This is a genomic window from Nostoc sp. DedQUE05, assembly GCF_034530955.1.
GTDB lineage: Bacteria > Cyanobacteriota > Cyanobacteriia > Cyanobacteriales > Nostocaceae > Nostoc.
Genome location: NZ_JAVRCB010000003.1, coordinates 67,087 through 83,036, shown reverse-complemented (window position 1 = coordinate 83,036; position 15,950 = coordinate 67,087). Strand labels below are relative to the sequence as shown.

Sequence of the window (15,950 nt, the reverse complement as noted above, 5' to 3'; positions counted from 1 at the left end):
ATACTCCTTATTTACCTACATTTGCTTGCTCAATGCAGATTCCTAGCTGTTCTGCAACAGTTAGAATATGAGGTTGAGCCATCATCGTAATATGGTCGCCTGGAACAACGTGAATATCGATGTTTTGAGCGGAAAACTGTCCCCATCCCCAAGCGGGATCTTCGCGTAAATCAGTTAAAAGTGCAGCATCCTCCGCATTCACTTCGCTAGCTCGCAACAGAGTCAGGCGATTGGGATAAGCTTCTTGTGGTAAATATTTGATACTAGCTTGCAGATTTGCCTCGAAAACTTGCACCAAACCACGCACTTGCTTTGTATCAGTACCAGCAGGCAGTAAATCAACGGTGATTAATCGCTCTTTGAGATATTCCAATTGTTCGTCGAGTTCTAGCGGCTGGAGCATCTCATAGGATATATCTAGGTTTTTGCCTGCCCAGCGTTCGATGAGACGAGCAGTTTCGGTCAGTCTAGTTGCATCATCGACATCAATATATAAGGGTTTGTCGCTAGCAACCGGGGCCGGAGCGTCTAAAATCGCAACCAGAGCAACCTCATTTCCTGATTTGATTAACTGTTGAGCCATTTCATAAGCAACAATACCTCCAAAAGAGTGACCTCCAAGAAAATATGGCCCTTCAGGCTGAACGGTTTTTATCGCCTGGATATAATAAGCTGCCATATCCTCAACACAAATCAATGGTTCTGATTCCCCATTTAAACCAGGTGCTTGCAACCCATAAAATGTTTGGTTTTCCCCTAAATAACGAGCTAAATTATGTAGATAGAGGACATTGCCGCCACCCCCAGGTAAGCAGAAAAAAGGATACTTGGAATTACCTTTTTGAATTTCTACCAAGGCAGACCAAGATAATATTTCTGTTTCTAGGCGAAGAATATTAGCCAGTTTTTCAATTGTAGGATTTTGGAAAAGTGTCGCTAAAGACAAGTTTTTACCAAACTCTTGGTTAAGATGAGCCATTAAGCGTACAGCTAACAGCGAGTGACCGCCCAAATCGAAGAAATTATCCTTTACTCCCACAGGATGGACGTTGAGTAGATTTTCCCAAATATTAGCTAATTTCTGTTCTAAATCATTTTGTGGTGCTAAAAATTCGGTTTTGAGTGTACCGAGACGAGATGTATCGGGTTGCGGTAAAGCTTGCCGGTCTACCTTGCCATGAGCGGTTAGAGGTATTACCTCTAACATTAAAAAGGCAGAAGGTATCATGTATTCGGGTAACTTTTCCTGTAAAAATTGGCGCAGTTCGCTACTTGTTGGGGCTTGCTCTTGAGGAACAATATAACTTACTAAACGTTTGTCTCCAGGTTGATCTTCCCTGGCAATAACCGTAACAGAATTTACTAAGGGATGTTGAGCCAGTAAAGACTCAATTTCTTCTAGTTCAATGCGGAAGCCGCGAATTTTAACTTGATGGTCAATGCGTCCGAGGTACTCTATATTACCATCAGGTAAATATCGCGCTAAATCCCCTGTTTTATATAGGCGAGAATTAGGTTCATCGCTAAAAGGATTGAGAATAAATCGCTGTTGTGTTAATTCTGGGCGATTGAGATAACCCCTAGCTACTCCTGCACCACCAATATATAGTTCGCCGGGAACACCAATTGGTACAAGTTTTTGATTTTTATCAAGCAAGTAAAGTTGAGTATTTGCAATAGGACGACCTATTAAAATTGCACCTGATAAAGAAGTTTGCTCGTCAACTTCATAAACACAACAACCAACAACAGTTTCGGTTGGGCCGTATTCGTTAATTATTCTGGTATTTGGAGCATTATCGCGCCAAAATTTCAAGCTTTTACCCAATAATGCTTCACCACCGATGATTAATGCTCTCGTTTTCGTTACACCTTCGCGGTTAGGTAACATCTGATTGAGCATTTCTAGGTGAGCTGGAGTAATTTTAACCAAGCTATAGTTTTTATCAGACTGCAAAAGTGCTGACAATGCTTCAATTTCTTCCTTCTCAGGCAACAGTACTACCCTTTGTCCGACCAATAACGGTGAGAATAAGCTGGTAATCGTTGCGTCAAACCCTATGGAAGATTGTACTGGAGCGCCGTAACCTTGGGCGATCGCATAAGCGTTTGTAGACCAGCTCAGGTAATTAACTAAACCTCTGTGAGGAATCATAGTTCCCTTGGGTTTTCCTGTAGAACCAGAGGTATAGATTATATAAGCTAAATTTTCAGGCGTGACTTCGCTTACAGGATTTTCAATGCTGAGTGTGACATTTTCCGGGAAATCTCGATCGAGACAAATTAAATGGGTGTTATGTTCAACAAACTTATCTACAAGTCTTTGTTGAGTTAACAGTATAGGAATTTGAGCATCTTCTAACATAAATCCCAGGCGTTCTTGGGGATATGTGGGATCGAATGGTATATATGCACCACCTGCTTTGAGGATACCAAGGATACCAATCAGCATATCTAAGGAACGTTCTACACAAATTCCTACCAATACTTCTGGTTTTACTCCCAACTTTTGTAGTTGATGCGCTAGCTGGTTGGACTTGGCGTTTAATTGTGCATAAGTGAGATGCTCGTTATTAAATTCAATGGCGATGTTCTTGGGTGTGCGTTCTACTTGTTCTGCAAATAGTTGATGGATACATTTATCTTGTGGAAATTCTGTTTTTGTATTGTTAAAATCAATCAATAGTTTTTGGCGATCGCTTTCACCAATCATATTTAAATCAATGATTGCTGCTTCTGGATTATGAGTGACACTTTCTATTAATGTCAGATATTGTCCAGCAATGATTTTGATACTATCCTCTGAAACTAAACTAGAATCGTAATCAAAATTCAAAAATAAATTATTTTGGCTGTAGCCACTGGAGAGCTTAATTTGATATTTCTCTACGTTGGCGGATTTTTTAGATTCCGAAAAGGAAATATCAGCATTTACATAGCTCTGTGATTGTTTTGTAAAATCAAAACAGAAAGGAAAAAATGCACGAGAAGCAAATTTCTCATTTGTAGCGGTTAGATGTTCCCAGTCAAAATACTCTTGCCATTGTTTGGCAAAACGAAAAGACTCAGAAACTTTTTCCATAAGTTTTGAGAATTTTAAAGTATCCTCTAAGTGCGAATGAGTGGGCAAATATTTAGTTAAAAGTCCTAAAACTTCTTTTAATTCGTCATATTCGCGTCCATCGCTAGCAGTCCCAATCACAATATCAGACTGACCGCTTAACCGCCAAAGTAGTACTTGCCAACAAGCTAATAAAATTGCTTCAATTGAAGTTTGATAATTTTCTTGCAATATTTCCAGTTTTTCTACCGTATCTCGATTAACCTTCAAAAAGAGCGATTGAGGTACAAATACAATTTCTCCAGATGACTGATTGACATTTTTACTTTCAAAGGGAATTCGCAAATTTAATACAGAAGAAATATCTTGCTGATGCCAATAAGTTCTTGCTGTCTCTGTCTCCTCAGACTCTAATAATTCATTTAGCCATTCAGAAATATCTGCATATTGCATCGCTTCATCTGATAGTTCTTCGCCGTGTAAACATGCTGTATAAGAACGACCGATTTCACATATAAGATTATTGAGTGTTGTTATATCTGCATATAAAGCAGGCAAGCTGATAAACAGTATATGCTTGTCTGAAGCTAATTTACTTAAGATAAAATGTAAACTTGCGGCTTGTTCAAAATCAAAAACTCGGAGGCTTTGATCTTGGAAAAGCGCATCAATTTTAGCTTGTTGTACTTGAGAAGTTAAACTACTCCAGTCGTCTTCTCCAAGTGAAATTGTGCTGCGATCGCCCTTGGCAGCTCTCTTCGGAGCATCGCTAATTGATTGTAATGGAATATTCATACCTGGTAAGGAATGAAAAGCAGTGCGAAATATTTCGTGGCGATCGCTGATATTTGCTAAAGCTAATTTAAGAATATCAGGGTTAAGATTACCTCCGATATTTATCGCAATTTGGGAGCAATAAGCTTGATAATTATCCTTTTGTTGCAACCATAAATGCTTTTGCTGAGGAGAAATGCGAATCAAATTGGTCATTTCAGCGTGCATAAAATTGAAATCCTTTTCAATTAATCAATACTGGCGATACAAGTTATGTAAATTGAACGAAGTCGCACCTGCATCAATGTTTTAATAGGGGTAGTCAAATCAATTTATGCTGTAAGTTGCCAGATTTTAAACAAAAACTCCCAAATACTTACCTAATAAGCATTTGGGAGGATAACATTAAAAACCCTCTGCGTACCTTTGCGCTAACCTCCGCGTACCTTTGCGTTGAAAAAAAGCAAAAGAAAACTGCTTTAACAAGATTCTGCCATCGCAACTACAATTTTTCTTTTGCCGACGAATGGCATCCGTCCATGTGCTGCCAACATATTGTCCAGCATCAACACATCTCCTTCCTGCCAAGGATAAATAACTGCTTCTTGGCGATATATTTCCCGGATTTCATCTAAAACAGAGACTTCAATAGGAGAACCATCACCATAATAGGCATTGCGAGGAAATTCATCTTCTTTGAGTAATGCAGACAATGAGTCGCGTACTTCTACTTTCAAGCTGGAAATATGGAACAAATGAGCTTGGTTAAACCATACCATTTCACCAGTTTTTGGATGTCTGGCAACAGCTTGACAAACTTGGCTTGTTCTGAGGGTATTGTTACCTGTCCATTCAAAAGAGATACCCAACTTGCGGCAATGACTTTCTACCTCAGATTTATTTGTGGTTTGAAAAACTTCTTGCCAAGGCAAATCTAAATCGCCATAATTTCGCACATACATAACTTTCTTTTCGATAAACCGTTCTTTGATAGACGGGTTGATGCGTTCAAAAATTTTACGGCTATCAGCGATTGGTGTTTCTCCGCCAATTTCAGATGCTTTAACGCAGAAAAACCATATCTTCATGGGATAAATGGGAGAGTAAGCATTTTCGTTATGTAGGGGAATTGCTTCATCTGCGGGATATTCAGTTGAAGTGTAGATTTTATCGCTTACTTCTGTGCGTGGCGTTGAACGATAGGTGTAATCTAAGAGTTCTCCGGTTGAAGCCACCTGCACAAACCTTTGGAAATCTTCGACTGTATTGACGTGGAAATTTCGGAAAAGTATGCCACCATTTTTAAGTAAATTAGTTTCAATCAGATCGCGGTTTTGCTGCGTCCAATTAATTAAATTGATTCCATCTACAGCAGGTGAAATAACTAACGGTAGAGGATTGGCTGAGTTGAGCAGTTCTATGTTGACTAATTTTTCAACTACTTTGCGCTTGCCGATTTGTAGTTTTTTGATGCTGTTTGTTGTTAGTTCTAAGTCGTTCATTTTGATTCGTGTTGGTTAATATATTTTTTTGTTTCACGCAGAGACGCAGAGGATAAAAGACTATGCTTTGCTTCTCTGCGTGAGGAACATTTACACTTGATTAGCAACGCCAGAAACTTAAGCGGATTTACGTTTGAATTTGTTCAACTTATTAATTGCTGTTGCTGCCATTTTTTGGTCTTTGATGAGTTGTTTTTGTTTGTCTGCTTGGACAAGTATTTCTGCTAATGTTTTCAACTTAGCATCAGGCTGTTCAGTAATTTTGTTAGCAATAGTTGCAAAGTTGTCTAGAATGTCAGCAATAGTATCGTGAGTAAAGCGGTTGCCTTCATAGCTCAGTCCCACAGATAAATTTTCACCAGGCATAATTACTAACATCAAAGGATATTTTGTGCGTTCATAATTACTGATGTTGTCAATTTTTAAGCCCCTATTGGAATTTTGCAAAGCAGGATCTACCGGGTAATTATAAAATGCGACGTTAGTCTCAAACATTGGTGTGCCGCTAACTATTTCACTTACCCGTTGAATTTCCACTAAGGGAGTATAAGAGTATTGCTCCCGTTCTACCTGCTGTATGTGTAAATTTTTCAGCCAAGGTAATATTTGAGAATCTTCTAATACTTGTACCCGTACTGGTAACGCATTGATAAACATGCCTACCATAGTTTCTACACCCACAAGAGATGGAGGTCGACCGGATACAGTTGTGCCAAATACTACATCTTTTTGACTGCTGTAATGGCTGAGTAACAGTGCCCAAATTCCTTGTACTACAGTGTTAAGAGTCAATTGATGTTGTCTAGCTAGAGATTCCAGCGTAGTTGTTAATGCTTGTGATAATTGAATATGCTGCTCGTGATAAGTTTGCTTTTGCTGGGAATTGTGAACAACAGACTTATCTGCAATTAGTAAAGTTGGGGCTGTAAAACCTTGAAGCGATCGCTTCCAAAATTCTTTGGCTTGGGAAAGGTCTTGTTGTTGCAACCAAGTTATATAATCTCGGAAGGGACGGGGGGTTTTTAGATATAAATCATTACCCCGATTCGCAGCTTCATAGAAAGCAAAAGCTTCTTGAACCACGATAGGTAAAGACCATCCATCTATCAACAAATGATGGAAAGTCCAGACAAATTCGTAAGTATCATCTGCTGTTTGGATGAGACTACAACGCATCAAGGGAGCTTGGTTAAGTTCAAAACCCCTGTTTCTATCTGCTTCTTGAAAAGCTGTAAGTTGTTCTTGTTGCTGGGTAGGCGATAGAGAACGCCAGTCATCAGCAGCAAAAGGTAGATTTACAGTTTTGCAAACGACTTGGTGCGGCTTGTCAAGATTATCCCAGACAAAGAAGGTACGCAAAGCTGGATGACGCTCAACTACTCGTTGCCAAGCTTGGGCAAAGGCTGTTGGATTAATATATCCGTGGAGAGTGCAGCTTAACTGTTCGCAATACACCCCAGACTCTGGGTCATACAGGCTATGAAAGAGAATACCTTGCTGCATCGGGGAAAGGGGATAAATCGACTCAATATTTTTCTTTTTGCTGGCTGTGTCACGGATTGCCATTTCTGCAATCAAATTGTCCAGATATTTTTGAGTTAACTCAGCTTCGGGAAAATCTGAAGGTGTATAACCACCAACATTAGCAGACTGACAGTGATTGATAATATCTGTTAGTGCATTGATGAAACCAGCAGCTAAAGCCTCAATAGTCGATTGTTGGTAAATGTTTTGGCTATAAGTCCAATTAAGTTGCAGCTTACCTGATGCTACTAAGGCGTTAACTTCTAGTAAGTGAGTGCGATCGCCTAATTTGCTTTGCTCTGCACCAGCAGATTCTTGGGTCAATTTCCACGATCCAGATTCCGATAATTGGTCAAATTGTCCCAAGTAGTTGAAACTAACTTGTGCTTGGGGTACAGTTGCGAGTTGATGGCGAATTGCTGAATTGGGACTGAGATAGCGGAGAATCCCGTAGTTAATACCCCGTTTTTGGCAAGGGCGTAGTTGTTCTTTAATTGATTTTAAAGTTTTACCAGCATCGGCGATCGCTGCCAATTCTAATTTAATGGGGAAAAGACAAGTAAACCACCCGACAGTGCGCGACAAATCGATGTCTGCAAACAGTTCTTCTCGTCCGTGACCTTCAACATCAACGAGTAGGGAAGATTCACCAGTCCATTGAGCAAAACTTTGTACCAAAGCAGTTAACAACACATCGTTAATTTGGGTGTTGTAAACAGCAGGAACTTCTTGCAGCAAAGCACGGGTTTGTTCTTCGTTGAGAGATACCGAAACTTGTGCAGATGAAACAACGGTATTAACTGCTTGAGTATAGTCTACAGGCAAAGAAGTAGAGCCGGATGACTGAGCCAACCAAAAGTCTATTTCGGCTGCGAGTGCTTCTGAGTTGCTATATTCAACTAAGCGATGCGACCATTCTTTGAAGGAAGATGTTTTGGCTGGAAGTTGAATTGTTTCTCCCCGATTTAGTTGTTGATAAGCATTAAATAAGTCTTCTACCAAAATTCGCCACGAAACACCATCCACAGCTAAGTGATGCACAACGATCAGCAATCTAGCGGGTTGTTCGGCACCAAAGTTGAACAGGGCAGCTTGCATTAACTGTTGTGACAGATTTAAGCTAGCCTGTAGCCTGTTAGCAGTAGTTTCTAGGGCTGCTTGTTTTTCTTGTGAGGCGATCGCGCTTCGCCCTGTCGCAGACATGGCTGATAAATCTACACAAGTTAAAGTTACTGTACCATCAGCATCAGCATTAGTTTGTAACCAGCTTTCCCCTTCTTGGATAAATCTCAAACGTAAAGCATCGTGGTGCAATAATAATTGCTGCAAGGCTTGTTCTAATATTTCTGGTTTCAGGTCTGCTGGTACTTCCAACAACACTGACTGATTAAAATGGGCTGGTTGAGGTAGATTTTGTGCAAAAAACCAATGCTGGATAGGTGTTAATGGTAAGGAACCTGTAATTAAACCTTGTTCTGCTTTGATACTCTGTGTTGTGTTTTCCACAGCAGCCAACTCAGCTATTGTCTGATGCTGAAATAACTGCTTGATATTTAATTGAATTCCGGCTTGGTTGGCTCTGGCAATAATTTGCAAGCTCAGGATAGAATCGCCACCAATTTCAAAGAAGTTATCGTGAATCCCAACTTGCTGCAATCTCAACACATCCGCCCATATCGCTGCTAACTTTTCTTCTTGTGGGGTACGTGGAGCTACAAAGTTGACTTCTAACTCAGGACGGGATTCTGGTGCAGGTAATGCCCGACGGTCTACTTTGCCGTTTGGTGTTAAAGGCAGAGTATCTAACATCACAAAAGCCGACGGTACCATGTACTCAGGTAGCCGTTCCTTCAGGAATCGTCGCAGGTCACTAATTGTTGGTACTTGGTCTGAATTAGGAACTGTATAAGCAACTAAACGTTGACTGCCAGGGATATCTTCACGGACAATGATTGTATTTTGAATTACGCCTGGGTGTTGGCTGAGTAAAGCTTCAATTTCTCCTAATTCAATGCGAAAGCCGCGTAATTTAACTTGATGGTCGATACGTCCTAAGTACTCAATATTACCATCAGGTAAATAACGTGCCAAATCCCCAGTTTTATAGAGGCGTTTGGAATTAAAGGATTGGTCTTCTGTTTCCCCCCTGCTCCCCTGCTCCCCTGCTCCCCTGCCTCTTTGAAAGGGGTGAAGAATGAATTTTTGTTGTGTCAACTCAGGACGGTTGAGATAACCTCTGGCTAATCCAATGCCACCAATATGCAGTTCCCCAGAAACACCAACGGGTACAGGTTGCAAATTTCCATCGAGCAAATATATTTGTGTATTGGCAATTGGACGACCAATGGGGGGTTTGTTAGTGATGTTACCCCTGCATTCTGCAACTGTTGACCAGACAGTCGCTTCTGTTGGGCCGTAGGCATTGAAGAAACGCCGACCACAAGACCAACGTTCAACCAAGTCGGGAGGACAAGCTTCTCCGGCTACAGTAATATTCTGCAAAGCTGGGAGTTCTTCGGCAGGTAAGACCGCTAAAGCTGATGGTGGTAAAGTGATGTGGGTAATGCCGTAGTTTTGCAATAGTTCAATTAACGATGAACCAGGCAATAAAGATTCTTTTGTTCCCAGGTAAAGTCTAGCTCCCGTTCCCAGAGCCATCACAACTTCAAAAATAGAAGCGTCAAAACTAAAGGAGGCAAACTGGAGAATGCGACTATCAGTTTGGACGTTATAAATCTGAATTTGCGCTATTACTAAGTTACATAACCCAGTATGTGCCACCATCACGCCCTTGGGTTTACCCGTTGACCCAGAGGTATAAATTACATACGCTAAATTAGAAGCGGTAACTGCACTAACAGGATTAGAGCTGCTATTGTTGGCAATTTGGTTCCAGTCTGCATCCAGGCAAATTGTGACTGCTTGATGCTGTGGTAACTTCTCAACCAATCGCTGTTGTGTCAATAGCACTGGTAATTGAGCATCATCGAGCATAAAAGCCAAGCGATCGCTCGGATAATTAGGATCTAAAGGTACATAAGCACCACCTGCTTTGAGAATCCCTAATAACCCAACGATCATCTCTAGGGAACGTTCAACACAGATACCCACCAGGACATCTGGTTTTACACCTAAGTTTTGCAACTGGTGTGCTAATTGGTTGGCGCGATGATTTAACTCTCGGTAAGTAAGTTGCTGATTCTCAAAGACTACCGCCACTGCATCTGGTGTTTGTTCTACCCACTCTTCAAACAACTGATGAATGCATTTACCTTGGGGATAATCAGTTTGGGTATCGTTCCACTCTACAAGTAACTGGTGCTGCTCCCTAGCACTTAATAATGATAATTCCGCAATTTTTTGCTGAGGGTTAGCCACAACATTTTCCAGCAAAGTCTGAAAATGTCCTGCCATGCGGCTAATAGTCGTAGCATCAAATAAATCGCTATTGAATTCCCATTCTCCTAAAAGTCCTGACTCGGTTTCTTGCATTGATAACGTCAGATCGAATTTCGCTGTACGATTTTCGATTTTTAAGAGATTTAAGCTCAAGTTGGGTAATTCTAATTTACCCATCGGTGCATTCTGCATGGCAAATGCTACTTGGAATAAAGGCATGTGAGAAAGCGATCGCTCTGGTTGCAAAGCTTCAACTAATCTCTCTAAAGGCATATCTTGATGAGCATAGGCATCTAAAGCAACTTGTCGCACCCTTTCTAGTAATTCTGCAAAACTCGGATTTCCTTCTAAATTAGTCCGCAGTACTAATGTATTGACAAATAAACCAATTAGTGAGTGTGTTTCCTGGCGATCGCGGTTGGCAATCGGGGAACCGATAACAATATCTGACTGGTTACTATAGCGGAACAGTAAAGTTACAAAAGCTGCCATCAGGGTCATAAACATAGTTGCCCCTGACTTTTGACACAGGATATTTAATTGTTTTGTAAGATTTTGGTTGAGTTCAAAATGTAAAGTTTGACCTTGAAAGGTTTGAACTGGAGGACGCGGACGGTCTGTAGGTAATTCTAATATTGGTGGGATACCAGCTAACTGCTGCCGCCAGTAGTTGAGTTGATTTTCTAATACCTCACCTTGCAACCATTGCCTCTGCCAATGAGCAAAATCAGCATATTGGATGGCTAATTCCGGTAGTGGAGAAGGTTGATTTTGAGAAAAAGCTGTGTATAAACTGGAAAACTCTTGAAGAAATACCCCCATCGACCAGCCATCAGAAACAATATGGTGCATCGTTACTAGCAATACATAAGACTCTGATGCCAAATGTAGTAATGTCACTCGCAACAAACAATCTTTTGTCAGGTCAAAAGGTTGTAGTTGCTCCTCAATTGCCAAACATTCTACCTCGGCAAACTGTTCTTCTGCTGGCAATGTTTGTAAGTCAATTACTGGAACAGCTATTGTTAAACAAGGTGTAATTATCTGGACAGCATTTCCATCAATTGTTTTAAATTTAGTGCGAAGTATTGCATGACGTTGAATGATTTCTGTAATAATTTTTTCGAGGATATATACTTGCAAATTACCAGTAATTTCTACCGCAGCAGCCATATTATATGCAGCGCTATTACCCTCTATTTGGTCGAGAAACCAAAGTCTTTGTTGAGGAAAAGATAAAGGAATTAGTTTATCAGTGCTAACAGATTCAATTCGTGGAACTTTAGGTTTATTGTTGATTGGAGAAGATTGCTGTGCCAACAATTTTTGCAGAACAAGTTCGCGTTTTTGAGGCGATAGATGTTCTAAACGCTTTAGTAAATCACTCATAAATTTATTGCTTTTATTTAAAAAGATAACTTTAGTAAAGTTACACAACGTAAGTGGCTAGTGTAGGTCAAAACTTCTATAGGGCAAGCTCAATAAATTTATGCAGTCACTTCTTTACATATCTTGTTTTGGCATTGCCGATCTTGGGCGTATAAGCGAGAAGTTAAGCTCGTATGCTAGTTGTAAAGCGGCTTTGAGAAGATGTCTGGCAGAAAAACTGAACCCTCGCTGCTTTATTGAAAAGTCGGGGTTGCATAATAGTGGGAGGAATTGAGGTGCCATACTGTGAATTTTCCATACTGCGGCTGTACTGAGATTAGGAAAAATGGCTGGCGGCGAGGTAAACAGAATTACATATGTACTAATTGCGACGTGCGTTCCGCCCTGCTTCTCTACGAGACGCTACGCGAACGCTAACGCCAATTCATTGATGTCTACAGCCCACCAAAAGGATACTCAGATGAGAAAAAATAGAATGCTTAAAAGCATACGTTAATGGTGCTAGCTTTAGAGCAATTGAACGTCAGACAGGGGTTGATCGCACGACTATAATTAACTGGGTAAAACAAATTAGCGAAAACTTACCGGAGGCACCGCCAACGGATAAAATACCATCCGTTAGGGAATTAGATAAACTGGAAACTTTTGTGCGGTCAAAAAAACAAAATTTGCATATGGACGGCGTTATACTTAAACTCGCATTCATAATTTGATTTAAAATATTTATAAAAAAGAAAAACTGATAAAAACTAAAGCTTTAGAAAACTTAGAGTAGCGATTGCAAATGTACCTGTTTCAGTGTCAAATTAGCGATCGCCCCTCAATTAAAATAAAACTATGAAAATCCCTGAATTATTACTTGATTCCATGCTCCCCTGCACAAAGATGGCCTGCACCAACGAACTGACACGGCTCAAAGCAGTGTATCAATTTCAGGGTTTGGATGCTGTACCCAATCGGGCATTAGATGACTTAACAGCACTGGCAGCCGATCTGTGCCAAACTCCAATGGCACTGGTGAGTTTTATCGGAGCCGATCGCCAGTTGGTTAAGTCTAAGGTGGGAATCACATTAACAGAAATTCGCCGAGACCTCGCATTTTGTAACTACACCATTCGCCAGTCAGATGTATTTGTAATTCCAGATACCTTGGCCGATCCCCGCTTTGCCACCAATCCCTTCGTTATAAATGCTCCCAATATCCGGTTTTATGCCGGAGTGCCCCTGGTAATAACTGGCGGTTGTGTCTTGGGTACACTCTGCGTCATGGACATTGAACCGCGCGATCTGAGTCAGAAACAACAAAAAGGATTGCAGACACTCAGCCACCAAGTGGTAGCGCAATTGGAGCTAAAGCGCAACACCACGAAGCTGCGTCAAACGATCCCGGAAATCAAACAACTAAAACAGCAATTGATTACTCAGGAATTAGTTGGTCAACAAGATTCAATTCTGTTTAATCTGGCAAATCAAATCCGTAATTCTCTGGATCTGGACACGATTTTACAAACGGCAGTAAATGAGATTCATAGTCTGTTGCAAGTCGATCGCTGTGACTTTGTGTGGTGTCTGCCCAACAAAGATCGGTTCAACTTTATGGTGACTCACGAAGCGACTAACCCAGAGATTCAGATGGCGTTGGGGGAACTTTCCCTTGGCCCAAGCTCCGTTCTGGCAGAAACTATCTTAAATCTAGATATGCTAAGGATTGAGGATGTTTCTACTACCTCAGAGGCACTCACCCCGGAGGATCGCGCCCTGCTGCATCAACTGGCAGTAACCTCGGTGCTGTTGCTGCCACTGAGAACCCATTCTAGTCAATTGGGTGCTATTGTTTGCCATCACTGTCGCGGTTCGCGCCAATGGACTGATAGCGAAGTCCGGTTACTCAAAGCTGTCACCGATCAAGTAGCGATCGCTCTCGATCAGGCAGAACTGCTTGCCCAAACACGAGCAACCGCCTTTGCAGCTCAAACTCAAGCCACCTATCTAGGAAACGCCCTGAGCCAGTTGCAGCAAACCCAAATGCAACTGGTACAGCAAGAGAAGATGTCTAGCCTGGGACAATTGGTGGCCGGAGTTGCCCACGAAATCAACAACCCGGTTAACTTTATTAACGGTAATATTACTTATGCAACCAACTATGTTGGGGATTTGCTGGAACTATTGCATCTTTATCAAGCAACCTATCCCAATGGAACTGATGCTATTCAGGAAAAGATAGAGTCCATCGATCTTGATTTCTTGATGCAAGATTTGCCTAATCTATTGTCATCGATGCAAATGGGTGGAGAACGAATTCGGCAAATTGTCCTATCTCTGCGGAACTTCTCGCGTCTGGATGAAGCAGAGATGAAACCTGTGGATATCCATGAAGGGATTGACAACACGTTGTTAATTTTGAAGAGTCGGTTGAAATTAACTAGTGCCAAGTTTGAGATTCAAGTGATTAAAGCATACGACAATTTACCGCCTGTTGATTGTTATGCGGGGCAATTGAATCAAGTATTTATGAATCTTTTGGGTAACGCGATCGATGCCTTAGATGAAACGCCTAATCCGATCGTTACCATTCAAACAGAACTCATTAGTAGAGAAAAATCGGGTAGTTCCGATCTATCCCAATTTTCGCACGCAGATAGTGTAGTGATTCGGATTCGAGATAACGGTTCTGGCATGACAGAAACAACCCAGCAAAAACTGTTCAATCCATTCTTCACCACCAAACCCATCGGCAAGGGAACCGGTCTAGGACTGTCCATCAGCTATCAAATTGTGGTTGAAAAACATGGCGGCATTTTAAAATGCTCCTCAGAACTTGGGAAAGGCAGCGAGTTCTTGATTCAAATTCCGGTTGAGCCTCTGGTTAAAAGTACTTAAAGTATGTATAAAATTATCAACATATCAATTGTTCAAGTCTTCCTTTGGGAATGCTAGGCTAAATGCCAACGATGATTGACTCATCGACTTGTAAAGTATGTCAAATGATACGACAAGCTCACCGATTGTTCTCGCACTTGATGACAGCCCTGTGATTCATCAAATGATTAAACGAGCGTTAGAACCGGGCTATCAAGTAATAACAGCCGCTAACGCGGTTGATGCCTTGTCGATCATTTATCATCAACCGATTTCAGTCTTGCTATTGGATGTGCAGATGCCGGATGTAAACGGGTTGGAGTTTTGCCGCACGGTGCGGAGCCTGCCCCAGTTTCAGCATTTGCCCGTGATTATGGTGACTTCTCAAGATTCCCCCTTCGACCGGGTGAAGGGTCATCTGGCGGGTGCAACAGAATATCTGATCAAACCTTTTGATGCTGAACAATTGCGAGAAGCTGTACGAAAATTTATTGGCTCCTGATCTGCTGCTTGTTCATCAGACTTCGGCGCGATCGCGGTAACTGAGCAGTTCGACAGGCTCACTGTAACACTTGTCGAAGTTCAGTCGAACGCTGCCCACCCCACAATAGTTATATAAATCTTAGATATGCAAACTAGATGTGGTTTAGCTTAACAGGGTGCGATGGGTAAAACATTAGCGCAGAATGAGGATTTGCTAAGATTGGCACAGCCAGTTTTCTATTCTGACAGCCTTGCGGCGGCGATCGCGGAGATTTCTACCCATGACTCAAACTGCACCCAACGTCCCCAAGTTGATGACAATGGAGGAATACCTTGCCTATGACGACGGTACTGACACGCGCTATGAGCTTGTAGATGGAGAGTTAGTAGAAGTGCCGACTGAATCCCCAGAAAACTGCAAGCTTGCCAAACTCCTGATGTTGGAATTAGCAAAATACATTTCGATTGTGCTGATCAACCTCAAAGATATGGAAATTGTCGTGAGTGGCAAACGAGCAAAGGTGCGCTTACCCGATCTGACCATACTGAGTGAAGAAGGATACGCAACGCTGGCAGGACAACGCAGCAACACGATTACCCAAGATATGCCACCGCCAATCTTGGTGGTTGAGGTGGTTTCACCTGGACAAGACAACCGCGACCGAGACTATCGTTACAAACGCACAGAATATGCGGCGCGAGGGATTGCGGAATACTGGATTATTGACCCTGAAAGGCAACAAATGACGCTGTGTTTATGGGTGAACGGGCAATATGAAGACACGATTTATATGGGTGATACCCCTCTGGCATCGACAGTTATTCCTGGTTTCAAGCTGAGTGCTGCTCAGATTTTGGCATTTGGACAAAATTAGTAAACCATTGGTGCAGAATTAGATTTGCTAAAATTGGCACAGCCAGTTTTCTATCCTGACAGCCTTACGGCAGCGATCGCGGAG

At 41.6% G+C, this 15,950-nt stretch carries 7 protein-coding genes and 1 pseudogene; 5 read left to right on the top strand and 3 right to left on the bottom strand.

The features are described from left to right. Nucleotides 1-7: 7 nt before the first annotated feature. The 3 genes from RMZ42_RS03415 to RMZ42_RS03405 form a co-directional block, all read right to left on the bottom strand. Nucleotides 8-4,063: an amino acid adenylation domain-containing protein gene (locus tag RMZ42_RS03415; RefSeq protein WP_322670082.1), complete on the bottom strand. Its 4,056-nt coding sequence runs from the start codon at nucleotides 4,061-4,063 to the stop codon at nucleotides 8-10. Nucleotides 4,064-4,314: 251 nt separating this feature from the next. Then, nucleotides 4,315-5,337, bottom strand: a complete 1,023-nt coding sequence (locus RMZ42_RS03410; RefSeq protein ID WP_322670081.1) for a TauD/TfdA family dioxygenase — start codon at nucleotides 5,335-5,337, stop codon at nucleotides 4,315-4,317. A gap of 117 nt (nucleotides 5,338-5,454) precedes the next feature. Further along, on the bottom strand, nucleotides 5,455-11,649 hold the full coding sequence (locus tag RMZ42_RS03405) for a non-ribosomal peptide synthetase (protein WP_322670080.1): 6,195 nt from the start codon (nucleotides 11,647-11,649) through the stop codon (nucleotides 5,455-5,457). Between the two features lie 285 nt (nucleotides 11,650-11,934). On the opposite strand from RMZ42_RS03405, the pseudogene RMZ42_RS03400 reads away from it, so the two are divergent. The 5 genes and pseudogenes from RMZ42_RS03400 to RMZ42_RS03380 all read left to right on the top strand — a co-directional run. After that, nucleotides 11,935-12,336, top strand: a pseudogene (locus RMZ42_RS03400) (transposase-like zinc-binding domain-containing protein); the annotation flags it as partial. Nucleotides 12,337-12,486: 150 nt separating this feature from the next. After that, nucleotides 12,487-14,529 (top strand): GAF domain-containing protein, encoded by a 2,043-nt coding sequence (locus RMZ42_RS03395; protein WP_322670079.1) that lies wholly within the window; start codon nucleotides 12,487-12,489, stop codon nucleotides 14,527-14,529. Between the two features lie 97 nt (nucleotides 14,530-14,626). Next, nucleotides 14,627-15,010 carry a response regulator gene (locus tag RMZ42_RS03390; protein WP_322670078.1) on the top strand — a complete coding sequence of 128 codons (384 nt, stop codon included), beginning with the start codon at nucleotides 14,627-14,629 and terminating at the stop codon, nucleotides 15,008-15,010. A 162-nt stretch (nucleotides 15,011-15,172) separates the two neighbouring features. Continuing rightward, nucleotides 15,173-15,334, top strand: coding sequence for a hypothetical protein (locus RMZ42_RS03385; protein ID WP_322670077.1), 162 nt, complete (start codon nucleotides 15,173-15,175; stop codon nucleotides 15,332-15,334). Continuing rightward, complete coding sequence (locus tag RMZ42_RS03380; protein WP_322670076.1) at nucleotides 15,273-15,866, top strand: Uma2 family endonuclease; 594 nt, start codon at nucleotides 15,273-15,275, stop codon at nucleotides 15,864-15,866. The genes RMZ42_RS03385 and RMZ42_RS03380 overlap by 62 nt, the downstream gene beginning before the upstream one ends. Nucleotides 15,867-15,950 lie beyond the last annotated feature (84 nt).

Bases quoted from the DNA above. Each gene is read 5' to 3' on its own strand.
- RMZ42_RS03405 (WP_322670080.1), bottom strand. From the start codon at position 11,649: ATGAGTGATTTACTAAAGCGTTTAGAACATCTATCGCCTCAAAAACGC.
- RMZ42_RS03415 (WP_322670082.1), bottom strand. From the start codon at position 4,063: ATGCACGCTGAAATGACCAATTTGATTCGCATTTCTCCTCAGCAAAAG.
- RMZ42_RS03395 (WP_322670079.1), top strand. From the start codon at position 12,487: ATGAAAATCCCTGAATTATTACTTGATTCCATGCTCCCCTGCACAAAG.
- RMZ42_RS03385 (WP_322670077.1), top strand. From the start codon at position 15,173: ATGGGTAAAACATTAGCGCAGAATGAGGATTTGCTAAGATTGGCACAG.
- RMZ42_RS03390 (WP_322670078.1), top strand. From the start codon at position 14,627: ATGTCAAATGATACGACAAGCTCACCGATTGTTCTCGCACTTGATGAC.
- RMZ42_RS03380 (WP_322670076.1), top strand. From the start codon at position 15,273: ATGACTCAAACTGCACCCAACGTCCCCAAGTTGATGACAATGGAGGAA.
- RMZ42_RS03410 (WP_322670081.1), bottom strand. From the start codon at position 5,337: ATGAACGACTTAGAACTAACAACAAACAGCATCAAAAAACTACAAATC.